This is a genomic window from Streptomyces hygroscopicus subsp. hygroscopicus, assembly GCF_030269125.1.
Taxonomy (GTDB): Bacteria; Actinomycetota; Actinomycetes; order Streptomycetales; family Streptomycetaceae; genus Streptomyces; species Streptomyces hygroscopicus_C.
The window spans coordinates 39,172-58,843 of the sequence record NZ_BSSM01000003.1; the positions used below are offsets into that span (position 1 = coordinate 39,172).

Here is a 19,672-nt window from a genome sequence, read left to right on the forward strand (position 1 = left end):
CCATGGGGTGGGGACGGCTCAGGAGAGGCGGGGGAAGAGTGCGAGAGCGTTGTTCCGGTCGACAGCCCGGTGGCCTGCGGCGTCCAGGCCGGGGTAGCGGTCGTACTCGCCGGTGAAGTGAGCGACGGTGAGTTCGGGCGCGAAAGGCCAGTCGGTTCCGAAGAGCACCCGGTCGGGGTGTGCGAAGGCCAGCAAACTGGGCAGCGCCGAGGGGCTGCCGGACAGGGCGGTGTCGAACCAGAAGCCGCGCAGGTCCTCGAGGATGTCCTCGTAGCCGCGGCCGGTCTCGGCGACCAGGGCGGCGGTGATCCGGTGGGCGGCGTAGGGGAGGAAGCCGCCCGCATGGGACAGGATGATCTTCAGGTTGGGAAAGCGGCGCGGGACACCGTGCAGCACCAGATTGGTGGCGGCACGGGTGGTGTCGAGCAGGAAGTCCGCGGCGAACGGCGGCAGCCCCGGAACAGGCGGTGCGGGCAGATCCGAAGGATGTACGAACACGACGGCCGAGCGCCGGTCCAGTTCGGCGAGGAGCGGATCGTGGTCGGGGTGTCCCAGATAGACACCATCGGTGTTGGCGAGCAACACGACGCCGTCGGCGGCCAGTTCGTCCAGAGCGTGTGTGGCGGCGTGTACGGCGGCGTCCAGGTCGGGCAGCGGTACGGTGGCGAAATAGCCGAACCGGTCGGGGCGGTCCTTGACGAGTTCCGCGCCGATTTCGTTGATCTGCCGGGCCATCGCGGCGGCCTCGGCACCCTCACGCAGCCAGGTGCCGGGGGTGGACAGGGACAGCACCCCGGTCTCGACGGCGTGGGTGTCCATCAGGGCGATGGCATGCTCGGGGCTCCACTGCGGCAGTTCACGGCCGCCGGAAGCATGGATGCCCCTCGACCTCAGCCACCGCGTGTAGGCCGGGGGCAGCAGATGCTGGTGAACATCGATGCGGCTCATGATGGTGCTCCTTCCGGGCCCAGCCGGTCTGCGGCCGGGCGGTCACGGGCGCGCGCTGACGGCGCGGTTCTGGGGTGTGGGTCGACAACCGCCGACCCGCCGACTGAGATGGATCACAGCGAATGCGCCTGCGAGGGCGACTGGTAGGCAGCGGGTCGCGGGGTCGGCGCTGCGCGGGTGTACGACTGCGGCTTCGGCGAAGAGCAGGATCAGCCCTGGTGAGGCGTACCCGAAGCGGTGATCCGAAGGCCGGCCGGCAATCCGGCCCGGTCGCAGGCGTGCCGATGTGGGCTGCGGCGCCGCGCATCGCGGGGACTGCCGCCGGCTTGGCCGTCCCCACGAACAGGAAGACGCCGACGAGGCGGAGGGCTGGGACAATTACGGCGTCGAGCATGGACGTTCCTCTGTGCGCGAGGGGATACCGCGCCCCATCCGGCGGCGAGTCCCCGCAGCCCAGATCAGTTGACGAGGTCGGGGGAGTACTGCCAGTGCAGGGCGTACTGGTCGAGGGCCGCGGTCACCCGGCGTCGCGTCGCTTTGTCGGCAGGGGCGGGCACCGCGACGCGAACGCCGCCGTCGTCGGGTTGGCACACGATTCGTGCGGGGGCGCAGCCCGCGCCCTGGGCGGTGAGTTCCGCGTGAACCGCGCGTCGGGTGGCGTCCAGCCGAAGGCCGAGCTTGTACGGCTTGCCGACGGCGGTGAGCGGGAGGGCGTCGATCACGAGAACTTCCCGCGGAGCAGCGGCGCGCTCGGGGACTCGTTCGCTTGCCCAGGAACGGAGTTCGGCGGGATCCACACGGGCTCCGGGGGCGAGGGTGACGTAGGCGACGGGTACCTCGCCGGCGTGCGGGTCGGGGCGCCCGACCGCCGCCGCTCCGGTGACGGCGGGGTGCGCGAGGAGGACGTCCTCGATCGCAACCGGGTCGATGTTGTGTCCCCCGCGGATGATCAGGTCCTTGGCGCGGCCGGTGAGGTGGATGAAGCCATCGGCGTCGATGCAGGCGAGGTCTCCGGTGTCCAGCCACCCATCGCGGATCTTCCCGGCGGCCTCAAGCCGAGGCCCGTCGGGCGTGTGCTCGACGACGTAGCCGGCGAAGACCACAGGGCCGCGGATGGCGAGCACCCCGGGGGCTCCGCGCGGCAGGTCGTGCCACTCGCCGGTGTCCGAGTCGATCTCCACCGTCTTGACCTGCTGGTAGGGAAGGCGTCGGCCGGCGGTTCCGGGTCTGGTGTGACCGGGCTGACCGAGGGCTGACGCGCAGGTCGCCTCGGTCAGTCCGTAGCCCTCGCACAGCGGGATGCCGGTGTGTTCCTCGAAGGACTCCCGGACGGCCGGCGGCAGGGGGGAGGCGCCGACGGCGGCGAACCGCATGCTGGAGATGTCGGCGTCGACGGGGACGCGAGCGAGGGTGGAGTACACGGTAGGTACTCCTGACATCGCGGCGACGCGGTAGTGCTCCACCAGCTTCCGGAACACCCCGTACAACTCGGGATCGCGGTAGCCCAGCGGCCCGGCCCACACCACCTGCCGGCCGCGTAGCAGGGGGCCGAGCAGGGTGACGATCAGCGCGTTGACGTGGAACAACGGTAGCGCTGCGAACATCACCGAATCAGGGTCCAGGGGGATGCTCGCGGCCACCATCCACGCGCCGACGACCTCGTTGGAGTGGGTGTGGGCGGCGAGCTTGGGGATGCCGGTCGTGCCACCGGTGTGGAAGTAGGAAGCCAGGTCCCCGGCCGCCGGAGGTTCGATGTCCACGAGCTTCTCGGCGGGATGGGACGAGGCGAGCTCCGAGAGGTACCCGACGTGTACGCCCTCGATGGGTTCCAGAGCGGGGGCGGGGCCCTCAGGCGTGGTGGGGGCGAGGGCCAGCAGGGCATCCAGGCGCATCGCCGCGGCGACTTGCCGGGCTGTGGACCACACCTCCGCATCCAGCTGCGGGCCTGCGGCGATGAGCACTCTCGCGCCGCCGCGTCGGAGCAGATGCTCGGCGTGTTCGGGGGCCAGACCCGGGTTCACCGGGGCGGCGATGCCTGCGGCCTGCGCGGCCAGCAGCGCGGCGGGCAACTCCGCGGTGTTGGGTGCGAGCAGACCCACGGCGGCGCGGCGGGAAACGCCGAGAGCGCGCAGCAGGTTCGCGATGCGATGCACCCGGTCGCACAGCTGCGCGAAGGTCATGGTGGTGGACTGCTGGAAGCGCGCCGCATCGGGCAGCACCGTCAAGGCCGGGCGGTCGGGCCACAGTCGGGCGGCGTGCAGCAGAGCGTCGTAGGTGGTGGCGGGCAGCCCGCGCTCGTGCAGCGGAACGGCTTCGATGGCGGTCAGGTCGGCAGGACTGTCGTGGGCGGGCCACAGCAGATCAGTGGATGTGGGTGTCACCGGTGCGCCTTTGCAAGGTGAGGGATGGGGTCAAGAGGGCGGCCCGGTACGGGGGGTTCCGGGGCGGCCGGTCTTGGTCGGGGGCTGCAGGGAAGCGTCAGCGGGCGCGCACCACGGTGCGCTGCTCGCCGAGATCGAGTACGCCGTCGTCGGTCGCGATACGGGCCGTGACGATGTCGCCGTCCTTGAGGTAGTCGGGGTTCGCCTGCTGGCGGGCGAAGAACTTCTGCCAACGCTTGTGCGGGGGCAGCAGGGCGGCGAGCGTGGTCAGGAGCCTGCCCGGAGACTTCAGGGCGGTGCCGCCGGGGGTTCCGGTGAGCAGGACGTCACCGGGCTGCAGGTTCTGGAAGCGGGCCAGAAGGCTGAGGGCACGTGCGGGCCGGACGATCATGTCCGTGGTGGTGCGGTCCTGCCTCGTGACCCCGTTGACCTTCAGCGTGAGCCGCAGGTCCGGCAGGCGGGCCAGATCGTCGCCATCGACCAGGAGCAGCCGGGGCCCGAGCGGGGTGAAGGTCGGGTACGACTTGGACTCGTAGAACTGCGTCTTGGGCAGCTGCAGGTCCCGGGCGCTGACGTCGTCGGCGACGATCAGCGCGGCGACATACGTGGAGAGGGCGGAGCCGGTGACCTCGGTGCCGACGGGCAGGTCAGCCCCCATGACCAGCCCGAGCTCCACCTCGTAGTCGAGGAACCGCACATGCGGCGGCCGGACGATGTCCTGGTAGGGGCCGCTGACCGACCCGGATGCCTTCCGAAAGAAGGCGGGCGGGACGGTGGCCGGGTCGAATCCGGAGTCCACTGCGTGGGACCCGTAGTTGACCATCTGCGCCACCACCCGGCAGGGGGTGGTGACGGGCGACAGCAACTCGGCTTCTCCCGCGGAAGGCCCGGCGTCGGGTTCAGCCGCAGCGCGGTCGGCTGTCTCCTGCACGGCCAAGCGGTCTGCGAGCAAGGCGGCGGTGGTGTCTGCACGGGTGCCAATACGGTGCAGCCGTCCTGTGCTGCTCTCCACCCACCAGCCCTCTGCGGTGCGGACGACTCGGATACTCATCGGCTCTCCTGAGGCTGAGGCAGCGTCTACCGGACGACTCCCAAGAGCGATCTCCGGTCACTGGTGATGACAGGATCGACACAGATATCAGGATCGTCAATAAGCATCGATACTGATGGAAGAATCACTATTGACTTCATCAGTAGGATGAGTCCGTGACTACCGATGGGCAGGACAGGGGCGGCAACCGGGCACCTAACCGGATGGACCGGCGCAAGGCTCGCACCCGGGCAGCGCTGGTCACTGCGGCGCAGAGGCTCCTCGCCGAGCAAGGGGGGGTCGACGTGAGCATCCATGAGATCACCGAGGCGGCCGACGTCGGCTTCGGTACCTTCTACAGCCACTTCACCAGCAAGGACGAGCTGTTCGACGCCGCCCTCTCCCTCACTCTGGAAGAGCATGGAGCTCTGCTGGACTCCGCCGTAGGAGACCTGAAGGACCCGGCGGAGGTGTTCTCCGCCAGCGTCCGCCTGACCGGCCGTCTGCGGCACACCCATCCGCAGATGGCCAGGATCTTCGTGCGTACCGGCATGTCCTACCTGACCTCCCAAAGCGGGCTGGCTCCGCAGGCGATGCGGGACCTGCAGGCCGCTGCCGACAGCGGGCGATTGGACATCGACGACCCGCGCACCGCGGTCGCCATGGTCGGCGGCGCCCTGCTCGGCGTGCTTCACCTCCTGGAGACCAGCCCCGACCTCGATGTCCAGCGCGTCACCGACCAACTGGCATGCCGTCTCCTGTGCATGTTCGGCATGACGCGCGCCGAAGCCCAGGAGATTGCCACCCGGCCCCTGCCATCGCTCTCCACCCCGACCTGATGTGAGGAAGCGTCGATGATGAAAGGGCCGGGGGCTCAGAAGGGCAACGCTGCGGGGCCTTCAAGGCCGGGCGGAGGAGCGACCTGCCGGTCGGAGCGGTCTGCGGATGCCGGGCCGGGCGAGGAGGTTGTCCCGCCCGAAGCGGAAATCACCGTGTTGCCGACTCCGCGACCGTCGGCACTGCGAATCACCCGTCCGTGTCGTCGCCACCGCTCCGCCCGGCCTCCGGTTCCCTGGTGAGCCGGGTCGCGAGGTGGTAGGCGACGGTGACGTCCTGGTATTCCTGACGGGGGACGACCGGGTCCGGCAGGTGGGTCCGGTCGCTGTGGCTCGTCGACTCTCGCTTCCCGGTGCCGGGGAAGCGGACGACTGTCCGGGGTTCCTGCGTGAAGCGAAGCCGTTCGGCGTGGACCGTCGACCGGAACACGATGCCCCCCACCGGGCTCCCGGCTCCCGCCCCTCCCGTTCGGAGTGGCTCCTCCGGCTCCCTGGCGGTACGTAGGCGACTGGACCTCGGCGGCAGCTCCCCGCCCTCTCCGCGCACCCGGCGCGTGCCGGTGCCGCCTTGACTCCGGCCGGCCCGGCCCCGCTCTGCCTGCGCGCCCTTGCGCGCCGCACGGCCCGGCCGACTCGGCCCGTTCGGCGCCGTGGCGCAGGAGCGGGAGCAGGCCGGTGAGGAAGGTGTCGGTGAAGGGTTCGGCCTTGGCGATGGCTGTTGGTGGGCGCGCGGGTGCTGTCCGGGCAATTGCAGGGAGACGGCGCGGGCCCGCTTCAGCAGGCCGGCAGGTGCCCGGACCCGCAGAGGGGCGTCGTGTCTGGGGTCGCCTCGCCAGCGCGGCGGCCGCGGGTAGCGCAGCACGGTGGAGATGTGGGTGATCCGGTCCTCTGGCTGCCTCTGTTCCTGCGCTGCGACGTGCTCGGTGAGCAGTTCGCGGATCGTCGCGTCCCGTTGACGTCCCCTGCCGGGCCATGATCCGCGTCAAGGCCTCAAGGGCGCTGGGTGCGATACGCACGTCGGTTTCTGCGTTGCCGGACATCTCCCCCGCTCCTGTGCGCTCCTACCGATGTGCAGCACCCGGCGGTCGCCCAGCGGTCCGTGGTTTTCCGCTCCGGCGGGCCGGGCCAGTCGGGGTGCGATCAGCGGGCCTGGGCACGCGCGGCGTAGTGCTCCTGCAGCCGGTCGAGCATGGTGTGGCAGTACTCGGCCAGCGGCCGGTGCTGGTCCTCGTCGATGACGAGGACCACGGTGTGGACTCCGTCGGCTCCTGGTATGGCCGCACACGGCTGGGAAGCGCGCAGGTTGGGCCAGTAGCGGCCGTGCACGAACCCGGAGGCCGCCCGCCAGGCTGCGGGCCACCTTGACCGCGCTCAGGCCGGCGGTGGGCGCGGCAGCAAGCACGATCTGGTGGATCCCGAGTCGGGTGAGCGGGGGCAGGCCGAGACGGTCGGCTCGGGCACGGCTCAGCCCCGATCACCGTGTCGGTGAGCACCATGCGGGCTTGCTGCGCGCTGATCACGGACGGGACCCGGCGCCCCTGCCGGATCGCGCAGGCACCGACATGCACGACGACCGGCAGGGGATCGTCCGGGCCGGACTTCGACTCCATCAGGTATTCAACCGACCGCGTGCGCCGCTGGGACCCAGGCCGCCCACCGACGACGGCACGGTCATCTTCTACAAGGACTGGGGTCCCCGTGCCGGGAAGACGATCGTCTTCCACCACGGCTGGCCGCTGAGCGCGGACGACTGGGACAACCAGATGCTGTACTTCTCGTCCCGCGGCTATCGCGTGATCGCGCACGACCGCCGGGGCCACGGCCGCTCCACGCAGACGGCCACCGGGCACGACATGGACACCTACGTGGCCGACGTGGTCGCCCTGACCGACGCGCTGGACCTGAAGGACGCCGTGCACATCGGTCACTCGACCGGTGGTGGCGAGGTCGCCCGCTACGTCGCCCATGCCAAGGCCGGACGCGTCTCGAAGGCCGTCTGGTCACCGCGGTGCTGCCGATCATGCTCAAGGCCGAGGCCAACCCCGGCGGCCTGCCGATGGAGACGTTCGACGGGTTCCGTGAGGCGCTCGCCGCCAACCGCGCCCAGTTCTTCGTCGACGTCCCTACCGGGCCGTTCTACGGCTTCAACCGTCCCGGCGCAGAGGTGTCCCAGGGCGTCATCGACAACTGGTGGCGGCAGGGCATGATGGGTGCGGCCAACGCGCACTACGAGTGCATCAAGGCGTTCTCGGAGACCGACTTCACCGAGGACCTCAAGCAGATCGAACATCAAGAACAGCAAGCTCAAGAGCTACGAGGGCTACCCGCACGGGATGCTCACCGTCCGCGCCGACGTGCTGAACCCCGACATCCTGGAGTTCATCGAGTCGTAGGGCCGGGCCCCATGGGGCGGTACGGGTCACCCGTACCGCCCCTTCCGTATGCCTTCCTCATGTCACGTGCACGGCGAAGGTGTTCCGCCGTCCCCCAGTCGTGGTGTCGCGCGATCATCTGGCACGAGCAATTGGTGAACCAGAGTGCGCGCGCCGCGCCCCGGTGCCTCAGTCGTGGGTGACGTTCTCGGTGAGCAGGCGGAGCAAGTGCTTCGCGGTGGCGTCCTGCTCGGGGGTCAGCCCCATGGCCTCGCCGATGGCAAGCGGGACGGCGCGGGCCTTCTCCTGAAGGTCCGCGCCGGCCGGGGTGAGGCGTACGGCGACGGAGCGTTCGTCCTCGGTGCGTCGTTCGCGGCGGATCAGGCCGCCGGCCTCGAGGCGCTTAAGGAGCGGCGAAAGGGTGCTGGATTCCAGTTGGAGCGCCGTGCCCAGCTCCCGTACGGAGACCGTGCCCTGCTCCCACAGCACCAGCATGACGAGGTACTGCGGGTAGGTCAGCCCCAGCTCGTCCAGCAGTGGGCGGTAGCGGGTCGTGACCGACCGCGAGGCCGCGTACAGGGCGAAGCAGAGCTGGTCCTGAAGCAGCAGCGAACCCACTGCGGCGTCGTCGCGCGCGTTCTGGTCCATGAGCGCCGTCCTTACCTCTGGTGATCGACCAGATACATCTTACCCATTCCAAGCGCCCTCGACTATGTCTTGCTCGTTTAAGTTGTGCACGACTGAATCGAGCGCTACGGTGTTCTCGTGACCGCCGAACGGACGGACACATCGGTCGCCGAGGCCGCAGCCCCGGCATCAGCCCAAGGAGTCCCCATGCCCGAGAACATCACCGGCCCCGTACTGGAACCGGCCGCCGCCGCATTCGCCGAGGCCACCGCCAACCCGCCGTATCTGTTCGACCTCGGCCCGGTCGAGGGCCGCAAGGCCGTCGACGAGGTCCAGTCCGGCGAGACCGCCAAGCCCGAGATCGCCGAGGAGTGGGTGACCGTGCAGGGCGGGCCCACCGGCACCGTCCGGGCGCGCATCGTCCGTCCCGTCGGTGCCGCCGGTCCGCTGCCCGTTGTCATCTACATCCACGGTGCGGGCTGGGTCTTCGGCAACGCCCACACCCACGACCGCCTGGTCCGCGAACTCGCCGTCGGCGCGAACGCCGCCGTCGTCTTCCCCGAGTACGACCTCTCCCCCGAGGCCCGCTACCCCGTCGCGATCGAGCAGAACTACGCCGTCGCCCGCTGGGTCGTGGAGCAGGGTTCGTCGAAGGGGCTGGACGCGAGCCGGATCGCGGTGGCCGGGGACTCGGTCGGCGGCAACATGGCCGCCGCGCTGACCCTGATGGCCAAGGAGCGCGGGGACGTGCCGCTCGTCCAGCAGGTGCTGTTCTACCCCGTCACCGACGCCGCGTTCGACACCGGCTCCTACCACCAGTTCGCCGAGGGCTACTTCCTGCGCCGGGACGCCATGCAGTGGTTCTGGGACCAGTACACGACCGACGAGGCCGAACGCGCCCAGATCACCGCGTCCCCCCTGCGCGCCACCACCGAGCAGCTCACCGGCCTGCCCCCGGCCCTGGTCATCACCGGCGAGGCCGACGTCCTGCGCGACGAGGGCGAGGCATACGCGGGCAAGCTCCGCCAGGCCGGCGTCCCCGTCACGGCCGTCCGCTACCAGGGCATCATCCACGACTTCGTCATGCTCAACGCCCTGCGCGAGACCCACGCCGCCGAAGCCGCCATCAACCAGGCCGTCGCCACCCTGCGCATCGCACTCGGCACCGCCTGAGCGCCCTCAAGCACATCCGGCGCCCGTAACACCCCCGCACCACACCCGGCCGGACCACCCGGGTCCCGCCTCAGTACCCGCGTGGCGCACACCCTGCACCACGCACCAGGAGTTCCCCCATGCGCACCGCACCTGTCCGCATCAACCGCACGATCGCCGTCGCCGCAACAGCAGCCGCCCTCATCGCCGGGGTGACCATCACCGCCAACGCGTCGGCCTCACCCGCCGCACCGTCCGCCACCACGACCGCCCCGGTGCTGGAAAAGGACGCCCAGGCGTTCGCCGACGCAGCCGCGAAGAACCCGCCCATCTACACCCTGTCCTACGGCGACGCCCGCAAGGCACTCGACAGCGCGCAGGCCGGCCCCGTGGGCAAGCTCCCGGCGGACGTCAGCCACCGCACCCTCAAGGTGGGACCCACCGGCGAGGTGACCATCCGGATCGTCCGTCCCGCGGGAGTGAGCGGCAAGCTCCCGGCCGTCATGTACTTCCATGGCGGCGGCTGGGTCCTCGGCAACGAGAACACCCACGACCGGCTGGTGCGGCAGATCGCCAACGGCGCCCGCGCTGCGGTCATCTTCGTCGACTACACGCCGTCGCCCGAGGCGCGTTACCCCATCGCCATCGAGCAGGCGTACGCGGCCACCAAGTGGGTCGCCGAGCACGGTGACGAGATCAACGTCGACGGCTCTCGGATCGCCGTCGCCGGCGACAGTGTCGGCGGCAACATGACCGCCGCCGTCACCCTCATGGCCAAGCAGCGCCGCGGCCCTGCCCTGCGCGAGCAGGTGCTCTTCTACCCGGTCACCGATGCCAACTTCAACACGGCCTCCTACCGGGAGTTCGCCGACGGACCCTGGCTGACCCGCAAGGCCATGAAGTGGTTCTGGGACGCCTACGCCCCCAACGCCAAGGACCGCAAGCAGATCCTCGCCTCGCCACTGCGCGCGAGCCTCAACCAGCTCAAGGGCCTGCCCAAGGCCCTGGTCATCACCGACGAGGCCGACGTCCTGCGGGACGAGGGCGAGGCGTACGCCGCCAAGCTCCGCGCCGCCGGCAACGACATCACCACCGTCCGCTACCAGGGCATCATCCACGACTTCGCCATGCTCAACGCCCTCGCCAACACCAACGCCGCCAAGGCAGCCGTCGACCAGGCCGACCACTTCCTCTACACCGGCCTTCACAGCGGCTCCTGACCCCCGCTCCAGAGCGGACCGGCTTCGGCCGTGCCGCCGAGCCCTGGGCCGCGGCGGGGAGCGTGGGGACCAGCTCGACCTCCGCCGGCGCACGGGACGGCGCCGCCATCGACACCTTCGCCCAGCCACAGCCGGTCGGCAGAGCCAGCGGAGCGTGGTCCGCAGCCCGCCCGCGGGCCCAAAGTCCCAGAGAAGCACCAGAGATACCGCCGCGCCCTTCCCTGACCCGCTACTTAGCGGGTCAGGGAAGGGCGCGGCGGCATTCGCATATCAGATGCCCCGGTGGCCCACCGTATCCACGGTCCGCCCTCAAGCCGGAAGAAATCGCTCCGGAGCCGGTACTCCCGAACGCCGGGCCTGTGTCCTGCCCGGCAAGTTCCACGTCCCGACCTGTCACTCGACAGACGGCGTCCCTGCGCCATGGGTCACAGCCCATTGCCGCCGCGACCTCACGGGGAGGAGGAGTATCCGCTGGAGGCGACCCATTGTCGGGTGAGGTGGGTGAAAGCCCTGGGCGGCAGCGCTTTGGTAGGAGCCCGAGCGACAGAGCAGAATGACAGTGCGCGTGGACTCGAACCACTCCAGGCCGCGGCCGACGTCGCCCCTGACGGTGCCGCCCCGGCGCGCGATGACCGTGGTGGGGGAACAACGCTTGTCGGCCTGTGCGCGAGCACCTGCACGGCAGTGCGTGGACGAAGCCGGCCAGGTGAGGCGACACTTGGCACGCAGGTGCCGGGAAATGTGCGCGCGACGACTCGACGGAGTGAGCATGCCGAGCGGCGACAACGAGAGCGGTCCGGACTTCCAGCAGAACATCACCGTTCATCCGGGAGGCTTCGGCTACGGGGTTGTTGGAGGGGACATGGCCGTCTTCGACAGCGGCCCCCCGGTGTACGACCTGCAGAAGTGGCGACCGCCGTCGGTGCCCGACGCCGCGTGGCTGAGCATGCTGCCGAGCCGCATGCTCAACGCACGCCACCGCGCCGTCCCCTTCACCGGCCGAGAACCGGAATTGCGTTCACCGGAGCGGTGGCGGGATCAAAAAGGGCCCAGGCTGTCCGTCCTGTGGCTGCACGCGCCGGGAGGGCAGGGCAAGACCCGCCTGAGTCTGGAGTTCGCCGCGCGGACCGCTGCCCTAGGTGTACTCAGTCATGAGGTTGGTGACAGTCGGCTGATCGGTGGTTGGCCGCCGAGCGCGGTGTGTCGGCGGCCAGTGTTGTAGAAGACGAGCCAGGGCGCGAGTGCTCGGGTTCGTTGGGTGTTGCTGGTGAAGACCTTGGGCAACTCGCTGCTGAACCGGCCCGGGGTGCGCACCCGGGTGCTGCTGACGGCCCGCAGCGGCGCCGTACTGCCGCTGCTGCGCAAGGAACTGGACAACATCGAGGCCGACCTCGTCGAGCAGAAGCTGGGCCCGCTCGACTCGCCGGACGCCCGCGCCTCGATGTTCCGAGCGGCCTGCCGCGCCTTCGCCGAGGTGAGCAGCACCGGCACGCGGGGGCCGGTACCGGACAGTGCGGCCTTCACCGGCCCGGACAGCGGCCACGCCCTCACCTTGCACACGGCTGCTCTGGCGGCGGTCGACGCGCACCAGCGTGGTGTCCGGCCACCCGTGGATCCAGCGGCCAGCACCTCCTACCTGCTCGACCGTGAACGCGCCCAGTGGCTACACCACTGGGCGGCTGACGCGGCGTCGGCGAGCGGACGCGTCGGAAGTCGTCCCACGGATAACACCCCCAATATCTGCGGGAGCTTGGTTCGTCACCTGCGGTGACGCTCTCCGGGCCGTAGGTGAAGCGGCCCTGTTATCTGCGGCAAGGGGGAAGCGGTGCCCACCGTCGTGCAGCTGCCGACCCGCAAGGCGCTGACCGTCCGCGCGGCGGCCGACGCCTTCCTCGACTCGCTCGGCAACCCGAACACGGTCCGCAGCTACCAGCGGGAGGCCCGAACCGACCGACTCACTTTCTTGGCGTCAGCCAGCGGCATCGCGAGAACGTGACCGCGTAGGACAATTACGGAAGTTCTGGCGAGGTACTAGACGGCGACAAAGCGCCGGTTGCCGTCCGCGGCGATGATGCGGCCGAAGCGCATACCGGGGAAGTGGGCGGCGACCAGCAGGTCGTCGGTGTCGGCGGCCGCGTCGGCGATACGGTTGCGCACGGCGGACGCGGCGGCGGGGTCGACGTCCCAGATCACCTGCCAGTCGCGCTCGCTGAACTGGACCACCGAGTGGACCACGTCCCCCAGTAGCAGCGCGCGGCGCCCGCCGGAGGAGACCACGTACGCGGTCGTGCCAGGCGTATGGCCGGGCAGATGGAGGGCGTCGACACCGGGAGCGAGGGTGAAGTCGGCGTCGAACAGCTCCAGTTGGTTTCCGAGCGGGGTGAGCTTGTCGACGGCTTCGGGCTGGGCGGCGTCACCCGTCACGAAGTACTGCCAATCGGCACGGTGGGCGCGGTAGGTGGCGCGGGGGAAGACGGGCCGGCCATCGACGGCGGCCCAACCGATGTGGTCGAAGTGCAGGTGGGTGAAGACCACATCTGTCACGTCGTCGGGGGTGACACCGTGGGCGGCGAGCGAGTCGAGCAACCGGCCCCCGCGGTACTTGCCGTCGTCGAACGGTCCGACCCCGGCGTCGACCAGGACGGTCCGCTCCCCGCTGCGCACGAGAAAGCCGCCCAGGGGCAGGCCGAGGCTCCCGTCCGCCTCCCGGTGGTGCTCATGGCAGGCCCACGGGTCGTCCACGCCGGGGCGGGTGAGGATCTCCGCAGCAATCTCGGTGCCCACCCCGTCCGTGATCGCCAGAACCTCGATGTCGCCGATCTTCACGTACGCCCTCCCGCAACTGTCATGAGCCCACCCCAAACCGGACAGCCGTTCGTGGGCCATCGCTTCAACCGTCCTCGGCGGCGGGGGATTCCCACGGGAGACGATCTTTTGTCGGGGCTCACCGGGCGCGGCCGTCGAGCGGGACGGGGGTGCGGCTGGAGCGGAGTTCGCGCAGGTCTTGTGGTTGTACAACATCCCCGGGCTGACCTTGAGGAGGTTGGCGATCGCGGTGATCGAGAGGGGTTCACCTTGGCTGACCCCTCGTACGGCCAGGCCGAGTCGCAGTGCTGGCGCGACCGCCTGTCGCCCTTCGGCAGCTCCATGCCGCGTGGCGGCGGCCCAGTCAGCGGCTTCGGCGTCGGTCAGCAGCAGCGCCTGGGCCGGGTGGCGTCGCCGGGTGCTCCTGGCCGGGGTAGGGGGTGCCGATGGGCACCGTGCCGTTGGCCGGCCGGGGCCAGTCCTCGCCGCGGTCAGGCAGCCGGAACTCCGTCCACGTCACGGTCATCTCGGTCGGGCCGTAGATGTTCTCCAGGACGGAGTTCGGGGCCGCGGCCGCCCAGACCCGGGCGTGGGTCAGCATCAGGGCCTCTCCGTAGAACAGGCTCCAGCGCAGCGTCGGCATTACGCCGGGCTTCAGCGCACGCAGCCGCAGCGCGATGGACGCCCCCGGTTCGCTCGCTCAGGAAGCCCTACCGGTCCGCCGCCGCGGCGGCGGCCTGCTTCGCGGAGTGCCGGCGGGCCTTGGCGCGGTTGCCGCACACGCGCATCGAGCACCAGCGGCGGCTGCGGTTCTTCGACACGTCCCAGAAGACCCAGGCGCAGGCGTGCTCGGCGCAGCGCTTGAGCCGGACGGCCTCACCGGTGATGACCAGCTCGCTCCAGGCGATGGCAAGGCTGGCCAGGGCCTTCCTGACCGGGGTCAGCTCTGCCGCCGGGGACAGCACACCGCCGCGGTCTGTACCGCCGCGCACGGTGATGAGCACCGGCAGCTCACGCAGGGCCTCGTCGGCTCCGGCGAGGAGTGCCGCGTCGGCGGTGTCACCGACGTTGACGCCCAACTCCTCCCGGATGCCGGTGCGCAGACGCAGGCAGAGGGCGTGGTCCTCGGCGCCGATCCGGCGTTCGCGGTCGAGCAGTCCGCGCTCGGCGAGCCAGGCGGAGAGCGCGCTCGCCGTGGCCAGCTCGTCGGTGCCGAGTTCCACGTCGACGGTGTTGGCGAAGGCCTCGATGAGCTGGGCGGAAGCCGGTGCTTCGGACATGGACCACCTCCTGGCAGGAGCCCCAGTCTATACCCGGCCTAACCGGCTAACGCCTTGACTGGGTAGCGAGCCAGCCCCCGAGCATGCCAGACTCACCCTCTCGGGAATAACCAGTAAACACGATAGATGGTTAGGGGACGGTGATGGATGATCAAGCACTCCAGGCCGCGCAGGCACCGGCGACGACCGCCGACACCGCGTCGGATCGCTCCGCGCGGCCCCCGGCCCGCCGCGCCGCGACCCATCCAGGCAAGCTCGGGAAGCCCGCCGAACACGGCACGTCACGGGAAGCCGCCGCCCGGAGCATGCGCAACACCGTCGTCCTGCTGACCTTCACCGCGATCACCAACCTCGCCGACGGTGTAACCAAGATCGCCCTGCCGCTGCTGGCCACCCGTGCCTCCACCTCCCCGGCCCAGATCTCGGCCGTGTCGCTCACCCTGTCCCTGCCCTGGCTGCTCGTCGCCCTGCACGTCGGTGTCCTGGTCGACCGCGTTGACCGGCGGCGCCTGCTGTGGGGGGCGAACGCGCTGCGGCTGCTCGCGCTCGGCGCGCTGGCCGAGGCCGCGCTGGCCGACCGGGTCACCGTCCCCGTGCTCTGTGCCGTGGGCGCGGTGCTCGGCGTGGCCGAGGTGGTCGCGCTGACCGCGGCCTCGGCCCTGATCCCGGCGCTGGTCCCGCCGGAGGGCCGGGAGCGCGCCAACGCCTGGATCGCTGGCGCCGAGACGGTCTGCAACGAGTTCTGCGGCCCCTTCGTGGGCGGCCTCCTGCTCGCCGCGGGCACCGGCTTCGCCCTCGGCGTGACCTGGGTGTCGTACCTGGCGGCCGCCCTGGTCCTGCTTCTGCTCACCGGCCGGTTCCGCGCCGCCCAGGACGCCTCGGCGGCCCGCCCCGCCGAGAGCGTCAACCAGCAGATCACCGGCGGACTGCGCTACCTGTGGCGGCACACGCTGCTGCGCACCATGTCTCTGATCCTTACGGTGCTGTGCGCCTGCTGGGGCGCCTGGCTGGCGCTCATGCCGCTGTTCGCCACCGAGGTGATGCACCTCAGCCCCCGTCAGTACGGGATGCTCCTGAGCGCGCTCGGTATCGGCGGCTTGGTCGGTGCCCTCGTCGTCAGCTGGGTGAACCGGTTCCTCGGACGCCGCTGGGTGATGTTTGCCGACCTGGTCGGCACCTTCGCGATGGTGGCCGTGCCCGCGCTGACCACCGACCTCTGGGCGGTCGCCGCCGCGGCCTTCGCCGGCGGCATGGGCGGCACCCTGTGGACGGTGAACGCCCGCACCATCGGACAGCGCCTGGTCCCCGACGCCATGCTCGGCCGTTACACGGCCGTGGGCCGTCTCTTCAGCTGGGGCGCCATGCCCATCGGTGCGGGCGTGATGGGCCTGCTCGCCGAGTGGCTCGGGCTGCGGCTCGCGTTCCTGATGTTCGCCGCGTCTGTCGCCGTCACCGTCCTCCCCTTCCTGCGCGTCCTGACCCGCCCCGCCCTCGCGAAGGCCTACGGCGAGTAGGGCGCCGCCGCCCCCGCGTGCCGGCCGAGCACACCTGCTCCCCGGCCGGCCGCGGCAGGCTCGGCGAGCCGGCACCGGAACCGGCACCAACAGCAGCCCGGTCGTCAGGTCGGCGACCCGGCGGACCGCCTCCCCGCGCAGCAGCGTGTGGTGGTCTGCGGGCAGCCGTGCCGTCGCCCGCTCAGGGGTGGACAGGCGCCGCCAGCGCGCCACCTCCTCGCCGGTCAAGATCGGCGGCCACCAACAGCGCCCTGGGCCTCCGACCATGTCCGCGCCGCGGTACCAGGCCATCGCCGTCACATGCCGTGCGTGCAGCGCGTACCGCTCCTGCAGCGCCTGCGACGGCGCCTCACCCAAGGCTGCGCGCAGCAACGTGGGCAGCTTCTCTTTGCCCAGGTCGGCGCGGCGACCAAGTGCAGCCGGCCCGGCGCCACCGCACCAGCGGCACGCAGCGCGTTGTGCGCGAAGGTGTCCAGATCGTGCCGGTCCACGACGAGCCGCCAAACCGCGGGTTCAGCCGCGTCACCCGAAGAGATCTCCCCCGCCAGCGGCCGGTCTCTGTCCACAGGGCCGCAGTTCGAGCATCGGGTTCGAGGCCGCCGCGATCGGCGAGGCGGCCCGTACGTTGAGGAGCCGACATGCCCGACACCACACCGCTCACCCCGATGCCCCCTCACGCGGCCATCAGCGCCTTCAACTACCTCCGGGCCGTCCAGGCCGACGACGTCGACGCCTCCCGCGAGTTCGTCGGCGCGGAGCCGCGGATGCCCGAGCTGCTCGTCGACGTCGCCACCCGGATCGTCGTCCCGGTCACCGCGTTGCCCGGCGCGGACGCGGGCGAGCCATGCGAGGACCTTCGCCCTGGAGGCCCTCGGGCGCGTCTTCGTGACCTCGCTGCGGATCTGGGCCAAGGCCGGGGCGGGACACGGCGGAGGGCATCGCCCGCGCCGTCATCGACTTCGCGCAGCAGTTCCTCACCGACGACCACGAGGACGTCGCCGACACCCTGCGCCAGCTGGAGGCCGTCGGCGTGGGCCAGGCCCTCGCTGCGCACCCCGCACCGACCGGTGTGCACCCGGTGCGCCCCATCGCCGTGTAACGCGCGTGCCGCGCGGTGGCGGTGCGCACCATCGCATGGCCGCCGCACAGCCGCTCCCGGGCCGTCGCCGACCTGGTCCGGGCCGCCACGCGTTTCTGAGTTCGGGGAGCCGTCAGGCGCGCCGCGCCGTCGCCGTGATCGTCGCCGTGCCGATCACGTGGCTCGACATGGTGAAGCGGGTGACGGCGGCCGGGGTCGCCGCGGGCAGTTGCAGGCCGGCCGTGTCCAGGGCGTAGACCGTGATCCGGTAGTGGTGGGTGATGTCACCGGCCGACGGGCAGGGGCCCAGGTAGCCGGTCTGGCCGGCGTCGTCCGTGCCGGCCACCGCGCCGGTCGGCAGGGTGCCGCCCAGCTCGGTGCTGGTGGCGGGGATGTCCCAGGTCAGCCAGTGCCAGAAGCCGGACCCTGTGGGGGCGTCGGAGTCGAACATGGTAACCGCGTAGCTGCGGGTGCCCCTCGGGGCGCCGTGCCAGGACAGCTGTATCTGCTGGTTGGCGCCGGAGCAGCCGAAGGCGTTCGCGTAGGCGTCGGCCGGGAAGGCACCGCCGTCGCGGATGTCGGGGCTGGTGACCTTGAAGTGGGCGGCGGAGTCCGGGACGCCCTCGCGGACCTCGGTGTAGCCGTACCCTCCGTCGTCGGCCCGGCCAGTGCGGTGGGTGTCGGCGTTGGCCGTGGTCACGCCGGTGGTGACGGCGGCGGCGACCGCGGCCAGGGCGGCGGCTCGGATCGGCTTTCTCATGGTGCCCTCCTGGGTCAGGTGTCGGTGTCTGGGGGCTCCACGATCAAGGAGCGGGAACACCGGCAGGAAGGCTCTTGGATTCCTGGCATCCGGAATACCAGGCTCCCGGGTCGACAGGGCGCGGCCGGGCTCAGGATCATGAGGGCATGGCGAGTCACCGGTCACCTCAACGCGCGGAACTGGCGGAGTTCCTGCGCGCCATGCGGGCGCGGCTGCGGCCCGAGGACGTCGGGCTGCCGGGCACGGACCGGCGCCGTACGCCGGGGCTGCGGCGGCAGGAGGTGGCGCAGCTCGCCGCCGTCAGCATCGACTGGTACATCAGGCTGGAGCAGGGCCGGGTCGGCACACCGGGCGCCGCCGTGCTGGACGCGGTGGCCCAGGCGCTGCGGCTGTCGCCGTCCGAGCGGACTCATCTGCACCTCGTCGCGCGGGACGAGACCCCGGTGTCCCGGCACCTGTCGGCGCCGGTCGGCGACTCGCTGCGGGTGCTGCTGGCAGGGATGCCGCTGATCCCCGCCTACGTCGTGGACTTCCGTTTCGACGTGCTGGCCCACAACGCGGCGGCCACGGCCCTGTTCGGCGCGGACTTCGGCACGGCCGGGGAGACCACCGGCAACACCGCGCGGGTGCTGTTCCTGGCGCCGCGGATGCGCGAGAGCCAGCTGGACTGGGTGCGGGTGGCCCGTGAGACGGTCGGCAACCTGCGGGCGAACCTGGCCCGCCACCCCGACGATCCCCGGCTGCGCGAGGTGATCACGGACCTGCGGGACCACAGCGCGGAGTTCGCCGCCTGGTGGGAGGACCACACGGTGCAGCGACGCGCCCACGGCCGTAAACGCGTCGTGGATCCGGTCGTCGGCGAACTGGCCGTCTGTTACGACACGTTGGCCACCCGCGACGACTCGGACCAGTGCCTGATCGCCGTCACCCCGGCCGACCCGGCCGCCGAGGACGGCTTCCGCAGGCTCATGAGCGGCCCGGGTCTGCATGCCATCGGAGCGGCCTGAGGCCGCCCTGCGGCGCACCGCGCACGCGGGCGGCAAGAGTCCAGGCGGTGCTGGTGAGCGCGGCCAGGGTGAGGGTGATCAGGAACAGGGTGGTGTGGGAGCCGGCGCTGTCGGCCGCGCGGGCCACCGGATTGGGCAGGCCGAGGCGGTCGACCAGCTAGCCGAGGGCCGCGATCCCGGTGAGCACCGCGCCGGTCAGGCGGAGCGCGGGCTGGACGCGCAGGCGGGCCAGGACCAGAAGTGAAGCTTCCCCTTGATCGTGGACACCTGGAGACTGGGACCTGAGGTTCCAGAGGAAGTAGCACCAGGTGGGAAGCAAGTACACGAAGCGGTACACCGAGGAGTTCAAGAGGGACGCGATCGCGCTCGTCGACTCCTCGGGCAAGACGGTCACCGCCGTGGCCCGGGAACTCGGCATCAGCTCGGAGTCCCTGCGCGGTAGCGGAGCCGGACAAGGGGGTGCAGCGGAGCCGGACAAGGGGGGCGGTCGGCGGTGGGCGCACCAATGCGGTGCGCGCACCGGGTGCGGTGGACCGGCGCGCGGGACAGTGCCGGGCACCGTCGGAATGGTGCGGTGCTGGATGCGGTGAGCCTACGCCAACTTGAAATCACAGGTCAAAGGGCTGACGTGACCGGCTCTCGGGGTCCTCGCGCTGGTCGTG

18 protein-coding genes and 3 pseudogenes are annotated in these 19,672 nt (G+C 71.0%); 10 read left to right on the forward strand and 11 right to left on the reverse strand.

Features of this window, described 5'->3' with window-relative positions:
- Window positions 1-18 precede the first annotated feature (18 nt).
- The 3 genes from QSK45_RS08275 to QSK45_RS08285 all read right to left on the reverse strand — a co-directional run bounded on the left by QSK45_RS08275 (window position 19) and on the right by QSK45_RS08285 (window position 4,380).
- The gene (locus tag QSK45_RS08275) at window positions 19-948 is read right to left on the reverse strand and encodes an amidohydrolase family protein (protein WP_285554751.1); all 930 of its coding nucleotides are present in this window, start codon (window positions 946-948) and stop codon (window positions 19-21) included.
- Between the two features lie 458 nt (window positions 949-1,406).
- The gene (locus QSK45_RS08280; protein WP_285554753.1) at window positions 1,407-3,329 is read right to left on the reverse strand and encodes an acyl-CoA synthetase; all 1,923 of its coding nucleotides are present in this window, start codon (window positions 3,327-3,329) and stop codon (window positions 1,407-1,409) included.
- Window positions 3,330-3,426: 97 nt separating this feature from the next.
- Window positions 3,427-4,380 carry a fumarylacetoacetate hydrolase family protein gene (locus tag QSK45_RS08285; RefSeq protein WP_285554754.1) on the reverse strand — a complete coding sequence of 318 codons (954 nt, stop codon included), beginning with the start codon at window positions 4,378-4,380 and terminating at the stop codon, window positions 3,427-3,429.
- Window positions 4,381-4,535: 155 nt separating this feature from the next.
- Here QSK45_RS08285 and QSK45_RS08290 point away from each other — a divergent pair, with 155 nt between their 5' ends.
- Complete coding sequence (locus tag QSK45_RS08290) at window positions 4,536-5,198, forward strand: TetR/AcrR family transcriptional regulator (RefSeq protein WP_285554755.1); 663 nt, start codon at window positions 4,536-4,538, stop codon at window positions 5,196-5,198.
- 187 nt (window positions 5,199-5,385) lie between these two features.
- Here QSK45_RS08290 and QSK45_RS08295 read toward each other — a convergent pair whose 3' ends face one another.
- A complete protein-coding gene (locus tag QSK45_RS08295) occupies window positions 5,386-5,637 on the reverse strand; it encodes a hypothetical protein (RefSeq protein ID WP_285554757.1) in 252 nt (83 codons plus the stop codon).
- Window positions 5,638-6,958: 1,321 nt separating this feature from the next.
- Between QSK45_RS08295 and QSK45_RS38355 the strand changes: the two are divergent.
- Window positions 6,959-7,198, forward strand: a pseudogene (locus QSK45_RS38355) (alpha/beta fold hydrolase); the annotation flags it as partial.
- A gap of 5 nt (window positions 7,199-7,203) precedes the next feature.
- Window positions 7,204-7,770, forward strand: coding sequence for a hypothetical protein (locus QSK45_RS38360; RefSeq protein WP_395485509.1), 567 nt, complete (start codon window positions 7,204-7,206; stop codon window positions 7,768-7,770).
- On the opposite strand, the gene QSK45_RS08305 is transcribed toward QSK45_RS38360, so the two are convergent.
- A complete protein-coding gene (locus QSK45_RS08305) occupies window positions 7,757-8,215 on the reverse strand; it encodes a MarR family winged helix-turn-helix transcriptional regulator (RefSeq protein WP_285554759.1) in 459 nt (152 codons plus the stop codon). The two genes, QSK45_RS38360 and QSK45_RS08305, sit on opposite strands and share 14 nt — an antisense overlap.
- A gap of 186 nt (window positions 8,216-8,401) precedes the next feature.
- On the opposite strand from QSK45_RS08305, the gene QSK45_RS08310 reads away from it, so the two are divergent.
- Both QSK45_RS08310 and QSK45_RS08315 read left to right on the forward strand, forming a co-directional pair.
- A complete protein-coding gene (locus QSK45_RS08310) occupies window positions 8,402-9,367 on the forward strand; it encodes an alpha/beta hydrolase (protein WP_285554761.1) in 966 nt (321 codons plus the stop codon).
- A gap of 119 nt (window positions 9,368-9,486) precedes the next feature.
- Window positions 9,487-10,566 (forward strand): alpha/beta hydrolase, encoded by a 1,080-nt coding sequence (locus QSK45_RS08315; RefSeq protein WP_285554763.1) that lies wholly within the window; start codon window positions 9,487-9,489, stop codon window positions 10,564-10,566.
- A gap of 1,149 nt (window positions 10,567-11,715) precedes the next feature.
- Here QSK45_RS08315 and QSK45_RS08320 read toward each other — a convergent pair.
- Window positions 11,716-11,844, reverse strand: a pseudogene (locus QSK45_RS08320) (IS481 family transposase); the annotation flags it as partial.
- On the opposite strand from QSK45_RS08320, the gene QSK45_RS08325 reads away from it, so the two are divergent.
- Together QSK45_RS08325 and QSK45_RS08330 are read left to right on the forward strand one after the other, a co-directional pair.
- Window positions 11,834-12,337, forward strand: a complete 504-nt coding sequence (locus QSK45_RS08325) for a hypothetical protein (RefSeq protein ID WP_285554764.1) — start codon at window positions 11,834-11,836, stop codon at window positions 12,335-12,337. The pseudogene QSK45_RS08320 and the gene QSK45_RS08325 sit on opposite strands and share 11 nt — an antisense overlap.
- Window positions 12,338-12,391: 54 nt before the next feature.
- Window positions 12,392-12,504 (forward strand): annotated as a pseudogene (locus QSK45_RS08330) (integrase/recombinase); the annotation flags it as partial.
- A 93-nt stretch (window positions 12,505-12,597) separates the two neighbouring features.
- Here QSK45_RS08330 and QSK45_RS08335 read toward each other — a convergent pair.
- From QSK45_RS08335 to QSK45_RS08345, 3 genes are all read right to left on the reverse strand, one after another.
- Window positions 12,598-13,392 (reverse strand): MBL fold metallo-hydrolase, encoded by a 795-nt coding sequence (locus QSK45_RS08335; RefSeq protein WP_285554766.1) that lies wholly within the window; start codon window positions 13,390-13,392, stop codon window positions 12,598-12,600.
- Between the two features lie 343 nt (window positions 13,393-13,735).
- Window positions 13,736-14,014, reverse strand: coding sequence for a hypothetical protein (locus QSK45_RS08340; RefSeq protein WP_285554767.1), 279 nt, complete (start codon window positions 14,012-14,014; stop codon window positions 13,736-13,738).
- Between the two features lie 67 nt (window positions 14,015-14,081).
- Window positions 14,082-14,651: a CGNR zinc finger domain-containing protein gene (locus tag QSK45_RS08345; RefSeq protein ID WP_285554768.1), complete on the reverse strand. Its 570-nt coding sequence runs from the start codon at window positions 14,649-14,651 to the stop codon at window positions 14,082-14,084.
- A 305-nt stretch (window positions 14,652-14,956) separates the two neighbouring features.
- On the opposite strand from QSK45_RS08345, the gene QSK45_RS08350 reads away from it, so the two are divergent.
- Window positions 14,957-16,165 (forward strand): MFS transporter, encoded by a 1,209-nt coding sequence (locus tag QSK45_RS08350; protein WP_285555513.1) that lies wholly within the window; start codon window positions 14,957-14,959, stop codon window positions 16,163-16,165.
- A gap of 1,211 nt (window positions 16,166-17,376) precedes the next feature.
- On the opposite strand, the gene QSK45_RS08355 is transcribed toward QSK45_RS08350, so the two are convergent.
- A complete protein-coding gene (locus QSK45_RS08355) occupies window positions 17,377-18,003 on the reverse strand; it encodes a YbhB/YbcL family Raf kinase inhibitor-like protein (RefSeq protein ID WP_285554770.1) in 627 nt (208 codons plus the stop codon).
- A 146-nt stretch (window positions 18,004-18,149) separates the two neighbouring features.
- On the opposite strand from QSK45_RS08355, the gene QSK45_RS08360 reads away from it, so the two are divergent.
- A complete protein-coding gene (locus tag QSK45_RS08360; protein ID WP_285554771.1) occupies window positions 18,150-19,010 on the forward strand; it encodes a helix-turn-helix transcriptional regulator in 861 nt (286 codons plus the stop codon).
- 157 nt (window positions 19,011-19,167) lie between these two features.
- Here the strand turns inward: QSK45_RS08360 and QSK45_RS08365 are convergent, their stop codons facing one another.
- On the reverse strand, window positions 19,168-19,428 hold the full coding sequence (locus QSK45_RS08365) for a hypothetical protein (RefSeq protein ID WP_285554774.1): 261 nt from the start codon (window positions 19,426-19,428) through the stop codon (window positions 19,168-19,170).
- Between QSK45_RS08365 and QSK45_RS38365 the strand changes: the two genes are divergently transcribed.
- A complete protein-coding gene (locus QSK45_RS38365; protein ID WP_490993520.1) occupies window positions 19,319-19,600 on the forward strand; it encodes a transposase in 282 nt (93 codons plus the stop codon). The genes QSK45_RS08365 and QSK45_RS38365 overlap by 110 nt on opposite strands.
- The last annotated feature ends 72 nt before the right edge of the window (window positions 19,601-19,672 follow it).

Excerpts from the sequence above, each read along its gene's own strand:
- QSK45_RS08305 (WP_285554759.1), bottom strand. The coding sequence starts at position 8,215 with ATGGACCAGAACGCGCGCGACGACGCCGCAGTGGGTTCGCTGCTGCTT.
- QSK45_RS08340 (WP_285554767.1), bottom strand. The coding sequence starts at position 14,014 with ATGCCGACGCTGCGCTGGAGCCTGTTCTACGGAGAGGCCCTGATGCTG.
- QSK45_RS08345 (WP_285554768.1), bottom strand. The coding sequence starts at position 14,651 with ATGTCCGAAGCACCGGCTTCCGCCCAGCTCATCGAGGCCTTCGCCAAC.
- QSK45_RS08360 (WP_285554771.1), top strand. The coding sequence starts at position 18,150 with ATGGCGAGTCACCGGTCACCTCAACGCGCGGAACTGGCGGAGTTCCTG.
- QSK45_RS08315 (WP_285554763.1), top strand. The coding sequence starts at position 9,487 with ATGCGCACCGCACCTGTCCGCATCAACCGCACGATCGCCGTCGCCGCA.
- QSK45_RS08350 (WP_285555513.1), top strand. The coding sequence starts at position 14,957 with ATGCGCAACACCGTCGTCCTGCTGACCTTCACCGCGATCACCAACCTC.
- QSK45_RS08285 (WP_285554754.1), bottom strand. The coding sequence starts at position 4,380 with ATGAGTATCCGAGTCGTCCGCACCGCAGAGGGCTGGTGGGTGGAGAGC.
- QSK45_RS08355 (WP_285554770.1), bottom strand. The coding sequence starts at position 18,003 with ATGAGAAAGCCGATCCGAGCCGCCGCCCTGGCCGCGGTCGCCGCCGCC.
- QSK45_RS08275 (WP_285554751.1), bottom strand. The coding sequence starts at position 948 with ATGAGCCGCATCGATGTTCACCAGCATCTGCTGCCCCCGGCCTACACG.
- QSK45_RS08365 (WP_285554774.1), bottom strand. The coding sequence starts at position 19,428 with ATGCCGAGTTCCCGGGCCACGGCGGTGACCGTCTTGCCCGAGGAGTCG.
- QSK45_RS08310 (WP_285554761.1), top strand. The coding sequence starts at position 8,402 with ATGCCCGAGAACATCACCGGCCCCGTACTGGAACCGGCCGCCGCCGCA.